We start from the raw sequence: 19,322 nt of genomic DNA, 5'->3' as shown, positions 1-19,322 counted from the left end.
ATGAAGCTCTTGCTACTCGAAGATGACGACTTGCTGGCCGAGAGCCTCGCCGAATCCCTCAAGGACAACGGTTACCGGGTCGATTTGGCCGCGTCCCTGAGAGACGCCGAGGCGCTCTCGACCACCGAGACGTACGCGCTGGCGATCATGGACCTGGGCCTTCCCGATGGCTCGGGTCTCGACCTGCTCAGGCGGTGGCGCCAGTCGGGCCGGGACCTGCCGGTGCTGATCCTGACGGCTCGGGACACCTGGGAAGACAAGGTCGTCGGGCTCGAAGGCGGCGCGGATGACTACTTGACCAAACCCTTCCACGAAGCCGAGCTTGTCGCCCGGGTCAAGGCGCTGTTACGCCGCCAGTCGGGGCGACTCTCCCATCAGTTGACGCTGGGTGGCGTTGCCCTGGACGAGGCCAACCAGTGCGTCCGAGTGGCCGATGGTACCTGGCACCCCCTGACAGGCACCGAGTTCGTGCTGCTGCGCTACTTCATGCACCATCCGGGACGGGTGCTCTCCAAGGAGCACCTGCTCAACCAGCTCTACGCCCTGGAGCAGGACGCCGCGGCCCCCAACCTCATCGAGGTCTATATCGCGCGGCTACGCCGCTACCTGGGCAAATCAAGCATCCAGACCCGTCGCGGCCAGGGCTATGTCTTCGTTGCGGATTGACCGACGCAGCCTGCGTATCCGCTTGCTGGCCTGGCTGTCGGGTATCGCCCTGCTGGTCACCGGGCTGACCTGGCTGCTGCACGGGATCCTGCTCAACGACCTGGCGCGGGACTTCCTGGGGGAACGGCTCGAACGCGAGGCCGATCACGCCATCGAGCAGCTGCGCCGCGATCATCTGGCCACCGCGCGGGTCCTGGACTCCGCCAGTCGCGGCTTCGCGATTTTCCACCACCTCTATGTGTTGCGCCTGGGCGATGAGGTCTCGGCCTCCCATCCGCGTTGGCAGGAGGCACTGCGACCACTGCTGGACAGTGGCGAGTCGCTGGCCGAGGTGCGTGAGGCGGGTCAGCACCTGCTGGTCTTTCGCCAGCCCTTCACCCTCGACAATCAACCCGGGGTGCTGCTGATAGGGGAGGATTTCTCCCGAGTGGAGGCGGGACTGCACCGCCTGCACTGGTGGGTCGGCGGCATCGCCGCCAGCCTGCTGCTCCTGCTGGGGGTGCTCAACCTGCTAGCCGTCAGCCGAGGAATGGTGCCGCTGTCGCGGCTGCGCGACCAGCTCGGCGAGCTGCAGGCCGGCAGGCGCGATCGTCTCTCTCTGGACGTCCCCTCCGAACTCGACAGTCTGGTCGGGCAGCTTAACCGCTTCATGGACGAGATCGATGCTCGCCTGCAGCGCTCCCGTGAGTCGGTCGCCAACCTCTCCCACGCGCTGAAGACACCCCTGGCCGCGGTCATTCAGGTGCTGCGGGGCTCGCGCCCCATCGATGCCACGCGTCGCCAACGCCTGGTGGAACGCCTGGAGGAGATTCACGCCCAGCTCGATGTTGAACTTCGACGCTCGCGCATCGCGGGGCCCAATGTCGGGCGCCTTGCCGATCCATACCGCGACGCCAGCAGACTGATCGAGATGTTCCGGACCCTTTACCCGGCCAAGCGCTTCACCCTGGAGGTAGCCGAAGGCACCGGACAGCGCATTCCCATCGAGTCTCAGGACCTGTCAGAGATGATCGGTATCGTGCTGGACAACGCCGGCAAATGGGCCAACCAAGAGGTTCACTGCGCGATAGTGATGGAGGAGGGTCTCGTCCTGCGTGTCGAGGATGATGGGCCCGGCGTGCCGGACGACGACGTGGCCTGCCTGGGGGAACGCGGGTGGCGCCTGGACGAGTCACACCCCGGCTATGGGCTGGGCCTGTCGATCCTGAACCAGCTCTTGAAACGCTATGGCGGGAATGTCCAGTTCGGACACAGTCCCCTGGGCGGTCTGAGCGTGGAAATTCACGTGCCCTTTGCAAAGGATGCGCCGTAACCTGGCATTTTCAGGCGTGATTCAGCTTGCCCCGTCATGATGTCGCCTTCTGACATCGACGGGAGTCACAGATGGCACGTTCCAGCGTAATCACGCACCCGCTGTCGCGCCGACGGCTGCTCAAGGGGGGGTGCCGCCCTAGGCATCGGCTCGGCAGCCGCCCTTGGCCTACGCCCTGCCTGGGCCGATCCATGGGGGCAGACCAATACCTACGCCAAGGGGATCGAGGAAGGCCCGGAGGTGGCGCTGGCCATCCGTCGCGAGTCGCTTGAGATCGATGGTCAGGCGGCGCGGCCCTACACCATCAACGGCGAGAGCCCCGGGCCGATGATCCGCCTCAAGGAGGGCCAAGATGCCGTACTCAGGGTGACCAACCTGCTCGATGAGCCGACGTCCATCCACTGGCATGGCCTGATCCTGCCGCCCGACCAGGATGGCGTTCCCGGCGTCAGCTTCGCCGGCATCGCCCCCGGTGAGACCTTCACCTACCGCTTCCCGGTACGCCAGAACGGTACCTACTGGTACCACAGTCACTCCGGCCTTCAGGAGCAGCTCGGCCATGCCGGGCCACTGATCATCGACGCCGCCGAGCGCGAACCCTTCCGCTATGATCGCGAGCACGTGCTGCTGCTCACCGACTGGACCTTCGAGGATCCCATGGCGGTGTTCCGCAACCTCAAGACCGCCGAGGGGTACTACAACTTCCAGGAACGCACTATCGGCGACTTCTTCGCCGACGTGCGCGAGAAGGGCTTTGCGGCGACGGCGGAGATGCGCGGCATGTGGGCCAAGATGCGCATGAGCTCACGCGACATCGCCGACGTCACCGGCAGCACCTACACCTACCTGCTCAATGGCCACTCTCCCGAGGAGAACTGGACGGCGCTGTTCAAGGCCGGCGAACGGATCCGCCTTCGGGTCATCAATGGCTCGGCAATGTCCTACTTCGACGTACGCATCCCAGGGCTCAAGATGACCGTGGTGGCCGCCGACGGTCAGCCGGTGCAGCCGGTCCCGGTGGACGAGTTCCGCATCGGGGTGGCCGAGACCTACGACGTGCTGGTCGCCCCCGAGGACGACACCGCCTATACGATCTTCGCCGAATCGATGGATCGCAGCGGCTATGCCCGCGCGACCCTGGCACCGCGGGAGGGCATGGCCGCGGAGATCCCCGAGCGTCGCAGGATCGCCGACCGCGGCATGGAGGCCATGGGTGCCCATGGCATGGACCACTCCAGCATGTCCGACAGTGACATGGAGGGCATGGATCATTCCAACATGTCCGGCGATGACAGGGAGGGCATGGATCATTCCGAGATGGACCATGGCGGCAGCATGGCGAGGGAATCCGCCAAGACCCGCGGGAACGGCATGCTGGCGGCGGGAGAGGCCCAGCCGGGCTCGCGCTATGACCAGGCCGGCATCGGCATCGATCCCAACGCACGCCGCACCCTGGTCTACCGCGACCTCAAGGCCTTCACCCCCTGGCCCGACCGCCGTGAACCCGGCCGCGAGCTGGAGCTACACCTCACCGGCAACATGGAACGTTACATGTGGTCCTTCGACGGCAAGACGTTCAGCGAGGTAACGGGCCCCATTCACTTCGAGAAGGACGAGCGGCTGCGCCTGATCCTGGTCAACGACACCATGATGGAACACCCCATCCACCTTCACGGCATGTGGATGGAGCTGGAGAACGGCCAGGGCGAGCTGATCCCGCGCAAGCACACCCTGAACATCAAGCCCGGCGAGCGCGTCTCGGCGTTGATCACCGCTGATGCCGAGGGCAGCTGGGCCTTCCACTGCCACCTGCTCTATCACATGGACGCCGGCATGTTCCGGGTCGTCAAGGTCGCGTAAGGAGACGCCATGAATACCAGAATCCCGATGATCGCGGCCGGTGCCCTGCTGGCCACGCTCCCGCTCTCCGTCGCCCTGGCAGAGGATGGCTATGATGCGCCGGCGGACTGGCCCGCCCCCATGGCCAAGCACAACATGGCCATGGCGTTGTTCGACCGTCTTGAATATGCCGTGCCCGACAAGGGTCATGAGGAATTGGTCTGGGACTTCCAGGCCTGGTACGGCGGGGACATCAACCGGGTCTATGTGAAGTCCGAGGGCGAGAACGTCCAGGGCGATGGCGAGGATGCCGAGTTCGAATCCCTGGAGCTGCTCTACAGCCGGCTGATCGCCGATTTCTGGGAGCTGCAGGGCGGTATCGGTTACCAGGGTGGGGTCTTCTCCGATGATCACGCCGAACGTGGCTATGGGGTGATCGGCCTGCAGGGCGTGATGCCCTACGGCATCGAGACCGACCTGGCGTTTCAGGTCAGCGACGAAGGCGACGTCTCGGCCAGTTTCGAGGGCGAGTACGACCTGCGCCTGACCCAGCGGCTTTACCTGCAGCCGCGTACCGAGATCGCCGTGGCCGCCAGCGAGGCCGAGGCATTCGGCGTCGGCGAGGGGCTCAACTCGGTACGCGTCGGCATGCGCCTGGGCTACGAGGTGACGCGCCGCCTTGCGCCCTATGTCGGTGCCTACTGGCAGAAGCAGTACGGCGATACCGCCGACATCGCCCGCCACCATGGCGATCCCACCGAAGATACCGGCATCGTCGCCGGGGCCAGGCTGATGTTCTGAGCCACGAATCGGTCTCGCGACCGACGCCACCGCCTGGTGGCGTCGTCGTCTTTGGCGATCCGAGCCTGGGTTGATCCGTGTCAATCGTCTCGGCCATGGCGTTCAGCCTGGATTCAGACAGCGTCGCCACACTGGCGGTAACAGGAACCGTTGCCGGGCCACCGGCGATGGTCAGACACATCACAGGAGCGACGCATGATCCCCTACCCCCAGATCGATCCGGTGGCACTGTCGATGGGCCCACTGAGCATCCACTGGTATGGGCTGATGTACGTGGTGGGGCTGGCCGCAGCCTGGTGGCTGGGCAGACGACGTGCCCACCGGCTCGGCCTCACCCATGACGATATCGGCGACCTGATCTTCTATGGCGCGGTGGGGATCATCCTCGGCGGTCGACTGGGGTATGTGCTCTTCTACGGCCTCGATCAGCTGGCGGCCGATCCGCTCTGGCTGTTCAGGCTCTGGGAAGGCGGGATGAGCTTTCACGGTGGCCTTGCCGGCGTGCTGGTCGCCGCCTGGTGGTTCGCTCGCCGCCATCGCCTGGCCTTCCTCCAGCTGACCGACTTCATCGCACCGCTGGTGCCGATTGGCCTGGGCGCCGGGCGGCTGGGCAACTTCATCAACCATGAGTTGCCAGGACGCGTGAGCGACGTTCCCTGGGCGATGGTCTTCCCCTCCATGATGGGGCTCGGTTCGCAGCCACGCCACCCATCGGCCCTCTACGAGTTTGCCCTGGAGGGCGTGGTGCTGTTCGTCGTGCTGTGGTGGGTCTCCGCCCGACCACGCCGGCGCGGCACCGTCTCGGGACTCTTCCTGGTGCTCTACGGCGTCTTTCGCTTCGCGGTCGAGTTCGCACGCCTGCCCGACCCCCAACTGGGCTTCATCGCCTTCGACTGGCTCACCATGGGGCAGCTGCTCTCCCTGCCCATGATGGTGGCGGGACTGCTCCTGTTGATCGCGCCCCAGCGTCGAGGCCCGATCGATGCCGTCGCCAGCACCGGCCGGCCATCGACGTAGCGTCGCTTCGATTCCTTTCACAACCCAAGCCACCGTGAGAACGCCATGGAGAAGAGAGCACAACGCCGCCTGATGATGGTCTGGCTGCCGCTGGGGGGCATCCTCGCCGTGGGCGGCTACCTGCTGGTGACCGGCCAGCGATTACATCCTTACCAGGCGTTGCCGCTGCTGCTGCTCGCCTGCCCGCTGATGCATCTCTTCCTCCATCGCCACCACGGTGGCCAGCAGGATCATGGCGACGATGACTGACTATTCGCTAGCAGAGAAGGGAGGTTGACCATGTCACATCACGACCATCGCCCTGGCGTTTCACAAGCGTCCCTGGTCACTCGCTCGCTGAAGGTAATGTCCGAGGCGTCAAGGTATATCGCGGCGGCAGTGACCGAGATCGACGCGCTGTCCGGCCTCGACGGCGTGACCTACGATCCGCAGCACCACAAGCTCCACCTGGCCTACGATGCCAAGCGGCTGTGTATCGACGATATCGAGGCGGTATTGGCACGGCATGGCGTGGACATCGGCGCCGGACGTTGGAACCGGATCAAGGAGGACTACTACCGCTTCATCGACCAGAACGTGAAGGACAATGCCAAGCAGAAACCCTGGAGCTGTCATTGAGCTCGGGGCTGGCGAGTCATTGCCACAGAGCGCGGCATGAAGGCTGACCGACCGCCTGGACGATGGCTCCTGTGGCCAGAATGGCATGTGGCACTGTTCACGTTCCTGCTCAACGTGCCCTGGGAGTTCCTGCAGGTGCCCCTATACCAGGACATGCCCTCGATGCCTCACTGGACTGCGGTGAAAGCCTGCATGCAGGCAGCGGCCGGTGATGCGCTGATAGGTCTGGTCGCCTACTGGGTAGTGGCTCTATGGCGACGTCGCCGTGGCTGGCTGTGGCGCTATGGGCTCAAGGAGTGCGCCGCCTTCGTACTGGCAGGACTGGTCATCACGGTAGGCTTGGAGTGGTACGCCACCGCCATCGCCCAGCGCTGGAGCTACGCGCCGGTGATGCCCACCCTGCCATGGCTGGGTACCGGCCTCACCCCACTGCTGCAGTGGCTGCTGCTCCCGCCGCTCTTCCTGTGGATCGCTTCACGCCACCTCGCCGGTACTGCGGCCCTACAGACACGTGGAAATTGACCTTTGGGTAACACAAGGGTTCTAGGATGGAAGACAGAGCCTGCTGCCCCTGGCACAGCACGCCTGGCAGTTCGATGCCTCACTCGCCCATATCGACACGCAAGGAGATGCATGGACAGATCGCCCCAGTACCAGAAGAACAGCCTTAGCCTTGTCGGAGCCATCGCCCTGGGAACCGGGGTAATGATCGGTGCCGGAATCTTCGCGCTGACCGGACAGATGGCCGAGATGACCGGCGAGCTGTTTCCCCTGGCCTTCCTCTCGGCGGCCATGATCGTCGGCTTCAGCGCCTACTCCTACGTCAAGATGTCCAATGCCTATCCTTCGGCTGGTGGCATCGGCATGTACCTTCACAAGGCCTACGGGCCCACGCTGCCCACTGCCTTCCATGCGCTGCTGATGTATTTTTCCATGGTGATCGCCCAGAGCTTCCTGGCGAGAACCTTCGGCTCCTATACCCTGGAGCTGTTCGATGGTGGTAACCGGTCGCTGCTGGTGCCGGCGCTGGGTGTCGGCCTGCTGATCGCCGCCTTCCTCATCAATCTCTCCGCCAACAAGCTGATCCAGGGCGTGGCGTCGGTGCTGGGGGTCATCAAGATCGGAGGCATCATCCTGTTCGGCGTGGTGGGCGTGCTGGTGGCCGACACCATCGGTATCCGGGCAACGGCCGAGGCGCCGGCACCCGAGGTCTCCGGGTTCCTGGGGGCTACCGCGCTTGGGATCCTGGCCTTCAAGGGGTTCACCACCATCACCAACAGCGGGGCCGAAATTCGCGATCCCCACCGTAACGTCGGTCGGGCCATCATCGTCTCGATCGCCCTGTGCGTGGTGATCTATGCGCTGGTGGGCCTCGCCGTCGCCAGCAATCTGTCGCTGACGGAGATCATCGCGACGCAGGACTACTCGCTGGCCGCGGCCGCACGCCCCGCCCTGGGCGAGGCCGCCGTCTGGTTCACCGTCTTGCTCGCCATGCTGGCCACGGCAGGCGGCATCATCGCCAGCGTGTTCGCGGTGTCGCGGATGCTGGCGATGCTGACCGAGATGAAGCTGGTGCCCCATCGCCATTTCCATATGCCCGGCAGCATCCAGAAGCACACCCTGGTCTATACCATCGTGCTCGGCCTGCTGCTGACAGCGTTCTTCGACCTGAGCCGCATCGCCGCCCTGGGCATCATCTTCTACCTGGTGATGGATATCGCCATTCACTGGGGGGTGTTGCGGCATCTACGCGATGCGGTGGCGGCCCGCCCGGCCATCCTGCTGACCGCGATCGCCCTCGACCTGGTGGTGCTGGCAGGCTTCCTCTGGGTCAAGGCCACCACCGACCCGCTGGTGCTCTACGTTGCCGCCGCCGCGATGGCCGTCATCCTGGTGGCGGAATACGTCTTTCTTTCCCGGCGGCCCGCCCAGGACGCCGACCACCATGCTCATTCGCATGACGCGAGTGGCAGCCACAGCAGGGAGGATGGAGCATGACACAGGACCACACCCATGAGGTCACGGACCCCGTCTGCGGGATGACGGTCGATCCTCACCATACCGACCACCGCGCCTCACACGCTGGAAAGACCTGGTACTTCTGCTCAGCCAGGTGCCAGCAGAAGTTCAAGCGGGACCCTGACGCCTACCTGCAGTGCGACGACACACCGGCCGAGCCAGCGCCGCCCGGCACGATCTACACCTGCCCGATGCACCCCGAGATCCGCCAGGAGGGGCCGGGGGACTGCCCGATCTGCGGCATGGCCCTGGAGCCCGAGACGGTCACCGCCGATAGTGGGCCTTCCGAGGAACTCAAGGACATGACCCGGCGCTTCTGGATCGGGCTGGTCCTGGCGCTGCCGGTGCTGGTACTGGAGATGGGTGGCCATGTGTTCGGCCTCGACCACCTGATCGCCCCCCAGGTCTCGAACTGGATCCAGCTGCTGCTGGCCACCCCCGTGGTGATCTGGGCAGGCGCGCCCTTCTTCGTGCGCGGCTGGCGTTCCATCGTGCGGCGCAGCCTCAACATGTTCACCCTGATCGCCATCGGCACCGGGGCGGCGCTGATCTACAGCCTGCTGGCGACGATCGTGCCGGGCATCTTCCCCGCGACCTTCCGCCAGGCCGATGGCTCGGTGGCGGTCTACTTCGAGGCGGCGGCGGTGATCGTGGTGCTGGTGCTGCTCGGACAGGTGCTGGAGCTGCGTGCCCGGGAGAAGACCTCCGGGGCGATCCGCGCCCTGCTCGACCTGGCGCCGGCCACCGCACGCCGCATCGACGACGACGGCCAGGAGGAGGAGATCTCGCTGGACAAGGTCCAGGTGGGTGATCGCCTGCGCGTGCGCCCCGGCGACAAGGTGCCGCTGGACGGCGAGGTCTTGGAGGGGCGCTCCAACATCGACGAGTCGATGGTCACCGGCGAGCCACTGGCGGTGCGCAAGGAGGCCGGCGACGGCGTGATCGGTGGCAGCATCAACGGCCAGGGCTCGTTCATCATGCGCGCCGACAAGGTGGGCCGCGACACCATGCTGTCGCAGATCGTGCAGATGGTGGCCAGCGCCCAGCGCAGCCGGGCGCCCATCCAGGGGCTGGCCGACAGGGTCGCCGGCGTCTTCGTGCCGGCGGTGATCCTGGTCGCGGTGGTGGCCTTCATCGCCTGGTCGCTGTGGGGGCCGGCACCGCCCATGGCCTTCGGGCTGATCGCCGCGGTCAGCGTGCTGATCATCGCCTGCCCCTGTGCCCTGGGGCTGGCCACTCCCATGTCGATCATGGTCGGCGTGGGTCGAGGGGCCCAGGCGGGGGTACTGATCCGCGACGCCGAGGCGCTGGAGCGCCTGGAGAAGGTCGACACCGTGGTGGTCGACAAGACCGGCACCCTCACCGAAGGCAAGCCGCGGGTCACCGAACTGCGCCCGGCCGAGGGCTTCGATAAGCAGGAGCTGCTGCGGCTGGCCGCGGGGGTGGAGCGCGGCAGCGAACACCCCCTGGCCCAGGCAATCGTCGAGCGGGCCAAGGAGGATGGCGTCGAGCCGACGGAGGCCACGGAGTTCGATTCGCCCAATGGCAAGGGCGTGGTGGGCAACGTCGACGGCCGTCGCGTCGCCCTGGGCAACCGCCTGCTGATGGAGAGCGAGAGCGTGGCCCTGGCCGAGCAGGAAGACGAGGCCGAACGGCTGCGTGGCGACGGCGCCACGGTGATCTTCGCCGCGGTGGACGGCCGCCTGGCGGGCCTGCTGGCCATCGCCGACCCGGTCAAGGAGACCACCGAGGCGGCCATCCGGGCCCTGCAGGCCGACGGCATTCGGGTGGTCATGCTCACCGGCGACAACCGCACCTCCGCCGAGGCGGTGGCGCGCCGCCTGGGCATCGACGAGGTGGAAGCCGAGGTGCTCCCCGAAGACAAGGGGCGCGTGGTGCAGCACCTGCGTGACGAGGGTCGCGTGGTGGTGATGGCCGGCGACGGCGTCAACGACGCCCCTGCCCTGGCCACCGCCGACGTGGGCATCGCCATGGGCACCGGCACCGACGTGGCCATCGAGAGCGCCGGCGTGACCCTGCTGCGCGGGGATTTGACCGGGATCGTCGAGGCGCACCGGTTGTCGCGAGCCACCATGCGCAACATCCGCCAGAACCTCTTCTTCGCCTTCGTCTACAACGCCGCGGGGGTACCGATCGCCGCCGGCATCCTCTACCCCTTCACCGGCCTGCTGCTGTCACCGATCATCGCCGCCGCGGCGATGTCGCTCTCCTCGGTGAGCGTGATCGCCAATGCGCTGCGGCTGAGGCTTGTGAAGCTGAAGTCCGCTGACTGACTAAGCGAGAGAGGTGCAGAGTCATCTACTGGCAACGCCCAAGAGGATATAGCGTGCCCGTTTGCGACATCGCCACGGTGGCGCGCTATATCCGATTTCGGCCAGAAGCTGCCTTTCAGCTCATGCTTATACAACGCCTCAAGTATCAGCGCAGATTACTGTGCCTGAGCGCTTAGATTAATCACATTACTTAAATACCTTGCTATTTAAAAAATCAACAATCTTTTCTTCTGCTCCCATTTCTCGCATCTTCTCCACCGCCGAAGCAACAGCTTTTTTCATTTCCTCTTCATTGAATGTAACGTCAGATCCCTCTTTAAGATTGAAATTTGTCTTTCCTGCAATGCCCCCCATTTCCATAGCTTTATCATCGGAATGCAAATCAATCTCTGACCTTACAATCTCACGTGCATTTTCTAGCCATGCGATTGATCGCTTCACGATCCCCGAAAGAAATGCGAAAAACAGATCAGCATTTGGTGGGTAGAGAAAGTCTATCCTGAATCCGTGAGACCGGCCCCCAGGAATGCTTCTAACCTACTGAACTGCATGGCAATATAGCGAATATCGCCATTCACCCAGACAGTGCCATGCCCAACGTCAAGTTCCGCGCCAGTCGCCGCACCCTCACCAGCCACGCCGGGCTGTCCATCATCGGGCAATGCTTCGAGATCGCTGGCGTCGACAGCATCGACAGCCGCTTCCCCACCACGCTGGGCATGCGCACCAGTGACGTGATCAAGAGCTACCTGGGCCTGCTGTGTCTGGGCATGAGCGACTATGACGCCATCGAGAACTTCCGCCGCGACAAGCCCTTCCAACAACTGCTGACCCTGCAGAAGGTGCCGAGCGCGGCGACGCTGCGACAGCGGCTGGAGAAACTTGCCGCCAACGACCTGCAGGCGCGCACCGCCACCTGGTCCACGACCCTGCTGTCACTGGTCGAGGCACCGATCACCGCCGAGACGACGCACGTCTGCCTGGACATCGACACCTTCGTCATGGACAACAGCAACTCGAAGAAGGAAGGCGTCTCGCGGACTTACCAGAAGGTCGATGGCTACACCCCGATCGCCGCCTATCTGGGCAACGAAGGGTGGTGCCTGGGTCTGGAACTGCGTCCTGGCAAGCAGCACACCATGAAGGAGAGCAACGCCTTCCTGGAGCGGGTACTGCCTCGCGCCCAAGGCCTGACCGAGCAACCGATCCTGTTACGCGAGGACAGCGGCTTCGACAGCCAGGCGCACCTGGCGCTTCTCGAACAGCAGCGCCAGGTCTTTGCCGACGAGGGGCGCCGGCTCGACTATGTCGTCAAATGGAACCCGCGCGGCTCGGCCACGGCCGATCAGGATACCTGGTTGGCTGTGGCGGCGGACTACTGGGAAGAGCTGCGTCCTGGCAAGCGCCAGGCGCTGTGGACGCAGACCGTCTCGATCCACGACGACAACAAGACCGAATACGTCGTCCAACGCGTGATGCGCCTGGTCGAGCGCACCGCCGATCGCGATGGCCAGTTGCTGCTCGAACCGGACTATGAGTTGGAAGGCTGGTGGACCAGCCTGGACGAGGCGCCGGAGGCGGTGATCAAACGCTACCAGGCGCATGCCACCCACGAGCAATTCCACAGTGAGATCAAGACCGATCTCGACCTGGAGCGGCTGCCGTCGGGCAAGTTCGCCACCAACGATCTGATCCTGCACCTCGCCCAGCTGGCCTACAACATCCTGCGGCTGATGGGGCAGCTGGGCATGACCGGCGAGCTGAGCCCGGTGCGCCATCCCGCCAAGCGGCGCCGGATCCGCACCGTGCTACAAGAGCTGGTGCATCGTGCGGCGCTCGTGGTTCAAAAGGCGCGGCAGATCATCCTCGACTTCGGGCAGGACATCGGACGCATGACGGTGTTGAACACCCTGCGAAGCCGCCTGCGCTATCCGCGAGGCACGCCATGCTGATCGTCTGTCGGACAAAGGCACCACGCAGAGGGCTGACGGTCACCGGCAGCCAGCATCACCGTACCCGGCGGGTAGCAATGCATGAGCAAACGGGTCATCGTCGCCGGCCGATGCCGCTATGGTTGGCCATGGCAGAGATGCATTCGGCGGTTGAGACGGAATCGGAGGTCAAAAAATGCTCGCTGACGGCGATAGGGAAAGTGTCGACGCCGGCATCACGGATTCAGGAAAATGTCCGCTTTGGGTCGAAAGCAGACAAAGCTCCTCCCCTACGCCCATCAGCATCTTGTTGTCCTTCCTATCGGCCTCAACTCCAAAATCTGAATTGAAATTAGCTTTCCCATCATAACGTTGTGCAACAAAAAAGCCTGCTCGTAAAGACAGGCCTTCGTAGGAGGCAGCTAAGGCAATCGTTTTACAGCATTCCCGGGCAGCCGCTGGGTCAGCGCGGGAAACACCGTCAGCAGCAGCACGAGCCGCACCATACGGGCGATCGTCTATCACATCGTGGCGACGCTGGAGGCGAACGCTCTCGCCTACCTGTCGGCCGTACAAGGCGACGAGTGCGTACCCTTGATGGTGACCGAACCCGAAGATCGTTACTTCGGTAGACTACCAAGTGGAAATTTGGCATTACCTGACCATAGGGGCCGCCGACATTACGATCCTCTCGGCACGTCCCGAGTCCGAAGCGGACAGCGACGCGGTGCGTGACGCTCGCCACCTGGCTACAGCACCACCCTAGGGCAGCTGCAGCGCGGCGCCGTGGGCGTGGCCTGCCCGCTGTTCGATCCGGCCGCTCGGGCTTCGAGGGAAGTGTAGGGGTCGTTTCGCTGGACGATCTGGATGCCGACGCGGCGGCCAGCGCCGTTCAGGCGCGTGTGGAACGATTCAATGCCCTGTTGTCATGACACAATAGAGCGAAAGGCGGCAGGATAGGGGCTGGTAAAGACTGGAGACTGGGAACCGAGACGCACCGTCAGGGCGGCGCGAAAAGGTGTATCCCAGCCGGGCTAGGATACTGAACGTCGCCTATAGTGGCGTATATACACCTTGTCAGACGATGTCATGACTATCGAAAGCCGCAACATGGACCACGAGGGATATATCGTCCCGAACGCCCTCCTGAATGAGCTCCATATCACCCAGCAGGAGTTTGCCCGGGCGATTGGACTGAGTCTCAGCGCCCTCAGCCATAGCGACCGCCTCCGCGCGGCCTCTACACAGCAGCGGCTGCGCCATATCGTGCAGATCCTCCAGCGTATCGAGCCCTGGACGGGATCGGCTAGTTGTGCCTGGTCCTGGTATCGGGCCTATCCGCTCGCGCCGTTGGGCGGCCTCACGGCGGAGCAACTGGTCAGCCGTGGGCGGGCCGATGATGTCCGAACCTATCTTTCCCACATTGCCGAGGGAGGCTATGCGTGAGCCGGCGGGAGCCGGGGTTTCTTACAGCATGTCTGGCGGCAAGGTCTGATGCGAGGGAATGGCAACCAGAAAGCCTGTCTTGCTGAAAAGTTTCATCGTGAAACCGTTAAAAAACCAATCACTTAACAAGGAATCAGGTGAACTCGCCCTGTTCAATTTTTGCGAGTATGTCGCGCACGATGGCACGCCCTTCGGACGTGTCTAGCCGCTCGGCAGGCGCTTTACCCGAGAGGGCAGGAATCGGCGTTTTCAGCCACTCGCAGGCAACTGTATGGTCTCCGAAGACTTTCACGGCCTGACAGTACACCCGCAGCGTGTCCCGAACCTCCGAATCCTCCTTGCCAAGCCTCACCCAATCTTCCTCATCGGCGGCTGGCTCCAGCGGGGCCTCATACCGGATAACGCTCCCCCGTAACCGTTCCAGCGGCGTATCACGACGACTCGCCATCGTAGCCTCCACGGGTAACCGAAAAACGGACTCATCTATATAGCGATCTGTTGGCGCGATTTTACGAAAATCCACTCTATAGGACGCCCTAAAGGGATAGTCGACTACTGTAAAAAACGACCCGTTCCCGGGCGCCTTAACGCTTGGCGCCACCCGTGCAGGCTATACCGAGACTGGGCGCCCTCGCCCTTCATCAGGCAAATGCTGATCAGCCAGTGCAAGGCCGTGGCCGGTCTCAGGGTGACGACGGCCTACCCCGATGAGTGCAAATCCAGAGGTCACCAGGGACACGGTACCTAACGCGCCATCGCTACCGGAAAAACGTGTAGGCCGTGATTTTTTGAAAGTTTCACGATGAAACTGTGTCAAATAGCGAGTCACCGCTGGTCAGACCGAGCCCGACTCTTCTTGAGGTTGGCTCGCGTGGTCAATTATCTGGTTCCGTACCTGGCGAATAAGGCTCTGGGTGTTCGGCCTGCCAGTCATCATAATCACCTTGTACCGCTAGCCAGGTCCGTGCCCGACCGATACCCGCTCGCTCCAGACGCACAGCCAGATCGGAACTGATCGGCGCTCGCTCACGCAGAACCCGTAGCAGCATTTTCTGGGACAGCCCCAGGCGATGGGCCATCTCCGTCACGTTGATACCCAGCGCAGGCAATACATCCTCACGCAGTGTCTCACCCGGGTGCGGGGGTTGTGCATAGGTGCCATCAGCGACCTCCAGATGCTCCGGCTGGTCCCACTCCCAAGTCTGTCGACCACAGCCGTGGGCATGAGACCAGCCATCAAGGGGCTTGGTGATTGCCAGTGACGAGTTCCCTGTAGGCTGACGCATATCGTTCAGCATCCTCGCGCGCCTGGTGCGCGGCCGGTTTGCGCCTGACCCTGGCCTGCAGCCGCCCGGCCATCGTGGTGCCCAACGCAGCGTATAGCTGGTAGACATCGGCCAGTCGAAAGGCGGGCTCCCTGCCTGCCGCCCGGAATAGCTGTCCGAGCCAGAATCCATCGTAGTCCAGCGCATCGCAATAGACGATTTCCACGCCCAGCATCGCGTCCAGCCGCCAGGCGGCCTCGTCGACGGGAATTCCCTCCTCCCACAGCTGCTCACGCGTAATGCTGTGCAGCTCTTCGGCGGCCTCGTCCCAATACGTCCAGTGAGGGAGGGGACGGATCAGGAAAGACTCGCTGTTGCCCAGGCTATCGGCCCAGCCAACCTCGATCGGGTAGCTCTCCGGTTGCTTCAAACCGGATGCCTCGACGTCGATGAAGGTCACGAGTTCGCTGGAGATCATCACATAGCTTCAATACGCAAACTGTCCTATGACATACCGGATATCTTCGGGTCGGGTTAACAGCCGGTCGATGGGGCGATCGCCATTGATGGCCCAGCATCGCTGGTACAGCCAGTCCAACGCCGACGCCTCCTTGCCACCAAAGAAGGTGAGCAGTTCCTGCCATATCTCACCGATCTCACGCTCTTGCGCATCCCGTTCGTCACGACCGTCGTCGCGCTCAGTGCGCAGCAAGGCTGATAGCCGTTTCGCGACCGTATTTCTACTCTCCGAGAATTCCTGGAAAAACTGATGGAGCGCTCCGTCCCGACGCTTGATTTCCTCTGCCAGCCAGCGCCCGACCGCCGCGACAATGAGATCGTTGCAAGCCCGTGATAAGAGGGGCCGGCTGGTCGAATCTTCCCCGGGCTGGTCGAGACTCGACGCGGGGCTACCATCCTGGTGGGTTGTTGCCGCGTTCGTCATGACAGCCCTTGGGTCTACCCGCCAGAGAGCTTGCGGGATGCTGAGGGTACGGCCGCCCCGGAGATACGCGAGGATCTCGCCGTCGGCAACGGACCCTGTCGCGGCTTTGTCCTGCAGCACCTCCAGGGCCTCGCGAAAACTCTCATAGGGCCGTGACAGATCCCCCGCGATGCGGATCTGGAAGGCGTGGATCTTTTCAAGCTTGTCGTTCGTGTGGCACAGGTCGTAGGCACCCCGCGCCGGGTTTTCCCAGTGAATCGAGGAACTGAACAGCGGCCCGGCGACGGCGATCCACGAGGGATTTTCCTCCATCCAGCCGGCCCGCAGCACCTGGTAATCGAACGGGTAGTGGCGCAACAGCCGAAACGACTCGTCGCGAACGGCCGGGGGCAATGCCGTATCTCGACGGAGCTCCTCCAGAAACTCGCGGGCCTGGATCACTGACCGCGTTCGCTCGTGGGCTAGGGTCACTGCGTCCTCCTGATCAGCCACTCATTGCCATCGCAGTACTGCTCAGTTTATCTCTCCAGGGTATTCAGCCCAATATTGCCGATTAGCGCCGGTCTATCTGTCGAGTAGATCGCGTAATGCTCGGACACCGGCGTCTCCAGAGAATAGGGGGCGTCGAGCAGCGGCCTGCGACGCTCTTGCAGCTCATAGAGAATGCCTTTTTGGCGTTTCCTGTCGAACGTTTCGACGCAGGAGATATCGCGGACCGGATCCATGCGCCAGTACGCCGAGCGATTCAACCAGGGCGGGCTCACCAGCATCAGGACGACGATCTCCATCTCGGAACATTGGCTCGGGAACCAGGTTTCGAATTCCGGCAACGGCGGGGCCAGCACGATGTGCTCTGTTGCGCCCTCTTCCTTCCCTTTCACATGTACCTGGAACCAGGGTCGGTTCTCGGTCATCCACGCGCTCTGCCAGCGATACACCTCCTGCTGTCCCGGCCCTTGCCTCCAGAGCGCTCCCTCAGCGTTCGTTGCCTGTCCCTCACCGACTGTGACGAGCATCTCACCTCCTGACCGAATGAACACTATAGATTGTAGCCCTATAGTGTTCGCCTTGGCCAGATAGTCTCTTTTATGGGGACTAGCCATGGATGTTAGACAGGCGTTTGGCACGGCTCTGCAGCGCTGCCGCAAGCGACGTGGGCTATCGCAGGAGCAATTTTCGGAAGTCAGCAGCCGGACCTATCTCTCCAGCCTGGAGCGTGGACTGAAGTCTCCCACTTTGGCCAAGGTCGATGAGCTGGCCAGCGTGCTCGGCGTTCATCCGCTCACGCTGCTGGCGGAGTGCTATCGGCTGCGTGACGATCAGGACGATGTCGAGGCGCTGCTGGAGCGCGTACGCTCAGAGCTCCTGAACCAGCCAGTGCAATGAGCGGCGCGGCTACCAGTATTTTTTCGAACGCACCACGCGCGTCGTCGGCGGCCGTCCGCCGGGCCCTACCGGGCCCAGATCGAGCTGCGACAGCCACGCATCGGAGCGGCCCAGCGCCTGAATCAACAACCGCAGCGAGTGGCGGTAATCGGCCTGGGTCGGCGGTTTGTAGTTCTGTTGTCCGAACCAGACCTGGAGCAGCCAGCGGCAATGCTTCTGGCGGATCTGCTCCGGGCGCGACACGTCCGGAAAACGCGTCTGGATCGCTTCGCACATACGCGCGATTCTCCGCTTGTGGCGCTCCGGGGCCGGGGGTGCCAACCCGTTGAATCGCAAACGTCGATAGATCGGGGTCAGGTTCATCGGCGTCCCCCGATATACGCGCTTGCGATCACCACCCGGCCGTGGCCCAGTTGACGTGCCACCGCCCAACGCGCCCGCTCGTCGGCCTCAGCGTCCAGAGGCGGGCCCTCGAATGGCGCGGGCTGCCCCGACTCTCGTTCATAGAGCTCGACGGCGAACGCGGCTCGCAGTTCGCGAAAACTGACGATACCGCAGCCAGACAACAGCCCTCGCGCCGGGGCGACGATGGTGTGCAGAAACACTCGCCAGGTCTCCGTAGGCCTCAGCAGATTTCGGCTGCCGGACGGCCGGTGTTGCAAAGCGGTGCGTAACGCCGCCCACTGTCTCTCCCCCACCTCGATGACGCGATCGTCCGAGTGCCTTCCCCCTTTGGTGCCCTCAAGAATCCGTACCTTCCCTGTACGCTCCGCCTCGCCGACGAGCCGATCAAGGTCCGCCAGCGCGGCTTCGCGTAACCGCATCCCGAACGCACGGCACAGCAGCACCAGGCAAGCGGCCCGGGCATGACCCGCGCGTTTCAGCCGCTCGACCGCCGCCTCAACCTGCGCCGGATCCGCTGCAGGCCGCACTGTCCGAACCTGACAGCGGCGCCCCACGCAGGCGGCGGGAGAGATATGGAGCTTTCTATCGCCTCGCAAGCATCCCAGTACGCGGTTCACTGTCGATAACCGATTCTGGGCGTAGGCAACCGCCATCTGTCCTGCCTCGACAAGCCTGCTCAGATAAACGCCGTAGGCCTCGACGTGCCGTCGCTCGATACGCCGGGCATCGCGGATTCCGTACTCGGCCCGCAACCAGGCGGCAAACAATCGAAATCGTGCGCCGTGAGCGCGTCGTGTCGCGTACTGATCGTGCGCGCCATAGTGCTCCACCAGGGCCCGCGCTCCGGCATAGCCGAGGCGCCGCCCCTGTCCATAATTTCGTCTCGTCATCGTCACATCACTCCCTCCGTCCAAAAACCAAAACCTCGTCAGATACAGCTGTGCGCGCCCGGAGCTGCGATGTCGGGCAGAGCCTCTCCTTGCGCGCCGATGGCCCTGCCCGTCATCGCAGTCAGCGTGCTACCCCTCTAGATCTGGGGCTCTGGCCATCGTGGTGCCGCTGTAAGCAAGTTTCTCTCTCCAACAGCCGGGAACGACCAGGGTCGCGGGCGGGCCTCCTGTGTGTCAGTGCAGGGATTGCAGAGGGGGATGCCTCTCGGGCAGTAGGGGTGGGCCGGGAACAACGTGGAGCATGGCGAGGATGACGCCTCGCTGGGCCAATTGGCCTACTCACAAAACACGGTTTTGGTTCGTGTTTTAGTTCCGACGGGATCGGGCGGGAATGCGTAACCCACTGGAAATCCAGCGGATTTTCAAACCCAGTCAATTCATCTCTATTTTTTGGGTGATAGCACCCGGACAATAACAGAGCTCAGTGGGG

Annotated in this window: 21 protein-coding genes; 13 read left to right on the top strand and 8 right to left on the bottom strand. The window is 63.5% G+C overall.

The features are described 5' to 3' along the window. The 10 genes from SR908_RS09795 to SR908_RS09750 all read left to right on the top strand — a co-directional run bounded on the left by SR908_RS09795 (position 1) and on the right by SR908_RS09750 (position 10,566). The gene (locus SR908_RS09795; RefSeq protein WP_152478296.1) at positions 1-666 is read left to right on the top strand and encodes a response regulator transcription factor; all 666 of its coding nucleotides are present in this window, start codon (positions 1-3) and stop codon (positions 664-666) included. Continuing rightward, positions 647-1,978, top strand: a complete 1,332-nt coding sequence (locus SR908_RS09790; protein ID WP_246925094.1) for a sensor histidine kinase — start codon at positions 647-649, stop codon at positions 1,976-1,978. Before SR908_RS09795 ends, SR908_RS09790 begins: the two co-directional genes overlap by 20 nt. Before the next feature lie 144 nt (positions 1,979-2,122). Further along, positions 2,123-3,838: a copper resistance system multicopper oxidase gene (locus SR908_RS09785; protein WP_246925258.1), complete on the top strand. Its 1,716-nt coding sequence runs from the start codon at positions 2,123-2,125 to the stop codon at positions 3,836-3,838. A gap of 27 nt (positions 3,839-3,865) precedes the next feature. Beyond that, positions 3,866-4,618, top strand: a complete 753-nt coding sequence (locus SR908_RS09780) for a copper resistance protein B (RefSeq protein ID WP_152480120.1) — start codon at positions 3,866-3,868, stop codon at positions 4,616-4,618. A gap of 195 nt (positions 4,619-4,813) precedes the next feature. Next, positions 4,814-5,635, top strand: coding sequence for a prolipoprotein diacylglyceryl transferase (gene lgt / locus SR908_RS09775; RefSeq protein WP_152478293.1), 822 nt, complete (start codon positions 4,814-4,816; stop codon positions 5,633-5,635). A gap of 45 nt (positions 5,636-5,680) precedes the next feature. Beyond that, positions 5,681-5,884: a DUF2933 domain-containing protein gene (locus SR908_RS09770; protein ID WP_152478292.1), complete on the top strand. Its 204-nt coding sequence runs from the start codon at positions 5,681-5,683 to the stop codon at positions 5,882-5,884. 30 nt (positions 5,885-5,914) lie between these two features. Next, positions 5,915-6,253, top strand: coding sequence for a cation transporter (locus tag SR908_RS09765; RefSeq protein WP_246925091.1), 339 nt, complete (start codon positions 5,915-5,917; stop codon positions 6,251-6,253). An 87-nt stretch (positions 6,254-6,340) separates the two neighbouring features. After that, positions 6,341-6,775 (top strand): hypothetical protein, encoded by a 435-nt coding sequence (locus SR908_RS09760; protein WP_216647299.1) that lies wholly within the window; start codon positions 6,341-6,343, stop codon positions 6,773-6,775. A 111-nt stretch (positions 6,776-6,886) separates the two neighbouring features. Then, a complete protein-coding gene (locus SR908_RS09755; RefSeq protein ID WP_052046770.1) occupies positions 6,887-8,251 on the top strand; it encodes an APC family permease in 1,365 nt (454 codons plus the stop codon). Continuing rightward, positions 8,248-10,566 carry a heavy metal translocating P-type ATPase gene (locus tag SR908_RS09750; protein ID WP_176676591.1) on the top strand — a complete coding sequence of 773 codons (2,319 nt, stop codon included), beginning with the start codon at positions 8,248-8,250 and terminating at the stop codon, positions 10,564-10,566. The genes SR908_RS09755 and SR908_RS09750 overlap by 4 nt, the downstream gene beginning before the upstream one ends. Before the next feature lie 186 nt (positions 10,567-10,752). Here SR908_RS09750 and SR908_RS09745 read toward each other — a convergent pair whose 3' ends face one another. Next, positions 10,753-10,947, bottom strand: coding sequence for a hypothetical protein (locus tag SR908_RS09745; protein WP_322527345.1), 195 nt, complete (start codon positions 10,945-10,947; stop codon positions 10,753-10,755). A gap of 209 nt (positions 10,948-11,156) precedes the next feature. Here SR908_RS09745 and SR908_RS09740 point away from each other — a divergent pair, with 209 nt between their 5' ends. Together SR908_RS09740 and SR908_RS09735 are read left to right on the top strand one after the other, a co-directional pair. Further along, entirely contained in the window at positions 11,157-12,518 is a 1,362-nt protein-coding gene (locus SR908_RS09740) for an IS1380 family transposase (RefSeq protein WP_322527344.1), read from the top strand. A 1,068-nt stretch (positions 12,519-13,586) separates the two neighbouring features. Next, the gene (locus tag SR908_RS09735; protein ID WP_075369369.1) at positions 13,587-13,943 is read left to right on the top strand and encodes an XRE family transcriptional regulator; all 357 of its coding nucleotides are present in this window, start codon (positions 13,587-13,589) and stop codon (positions 13,941-13,943) included. A 133-nt stretch (positions 13,944-14,076) separates the two neighbouring features. Here SR908_RS09735 and SR908_RS09730 read toward each other — a convergent pair whose 3' ends face one another. The 5 genes from SR908_RS09730 to SR908_RS09710 form a co-directional block, all read right to left on the bottom strand. Then, positions 14,077-14,391 (bottom strand): MbcA/ParS/Xre antitoxin family protein, encoded by a 315-nt coding sequence (locus SR908_RS09730; protein WP_246925991.1) that lies wholly within the window; start codon positions 14,389-14,391, stop codon positions 14,077-14,079. Between the two features lie 427 nt (positions 14,392-14,818). Continuing rightward, entirely contained in the window at positions 14,819-15,229 is a 411-nt protein-coding gene (locus SR908_RS09725; protein ID WP_246925988.1) for a HigA family addiction module antitoxin, read from the bottom strand. Next, positions 15,180-15,686 (bottom strand): 3'-5' exonuclease, encoded by a 507-nt coding sequence (locus tag SR908_RS09720; RefSeq protein ID WP_246925982.1) that lies wholly within the window; start codon positions 15,684-15,686, stop codon positions 15,180-15,182. The genes SR908_RS09725 and SR908_RS09720 overlap by 50 nt, the downstream gene beginning before the upstream one ends. A 9-nt stretch (positions 15,687-15,695) precedes the next feature. Then, complete coding sequence (locus SR908_RS09715; protein WP_246925980.1) at positions 15,696-16,622, bottom strand: BPSL0761 family protein; 927 nt, start codon at positions 16,620-16,622, stop codon at positions 15,696-15,698. A 47-nt stretch (positions 16,623-16,669) separates the two neighbouring features. Beyond that, a complete protein-coding gene (locus SR908_RS09710) occupies positions 16,670-17,167 on the bottom strand; it encodes a hypothetical protein (RefSeq protein ID WP_246925978.1) in 498 nt (165 codons plus the stop codon). Positions 17,168-17,252: 85 nt separating this feature from the next. On the opposite strand from SR908_RS09710, the gene SR908_RS09705 reads away from it, so the two are divergent. Further along, a complete protein-coding gene (locus SR908_RS09705; protein ID WP_246925975.1) occupies positions 17,253-17,537 on the top strand; it encodes a helix-turn-helix domain-containing protein in 285 nt (94 codons plus the stop codon). A 9-nt stretch (positions 17,538-17,546) separates the two neighbouring features. Here SR908_RS09705 and SR908_RS09700 read toward each other — a convergent pair whose 3' ends face one another. Then, the gene (locus tag SR908_RS09700; protein ID WP_139312383.1) at positions 17,547-17,900 is read right to left on the bottom strand and encodes a hypothetical protein; all 354 of its coding nucleotides are present in this window, start codon (positions 17,898-17,900) and stop codon (positions 17,547-17,549) included. Beyond that, on the bottom strand, positions 17,897-18,832 hold the full coding sequence (locus SR908_RS09695) for an integrase domain-containing protein (protein ID WP_246925972.1): 936 nt from the start codon (positions 18,830-18,832) through the stop codon (positions 17,897-17,899). Before SR908_RS09695 ends, SR908_RS09700 begins: the two co-directional genes overlap by 4 nt. Positions 18,833-19,322 lie beyond the last annotated feature (490 nt).

The sequence above is a fragment of the Chromohalobacter canadensis genome, assembly GCF_034479555.1.
Classification (GTDB): domain Bacteria; phylum Pseudomonadota; class Gammaproteobacteria; order Pseudomonadales; family Halomonadaceae; genus Chromohalobacter; species Chromohalobacter canadensis.
Note: the sequence above shows the minus strand (reverse complement) of the source record. Positions and strands in the feature narration are given on the sequence as shown.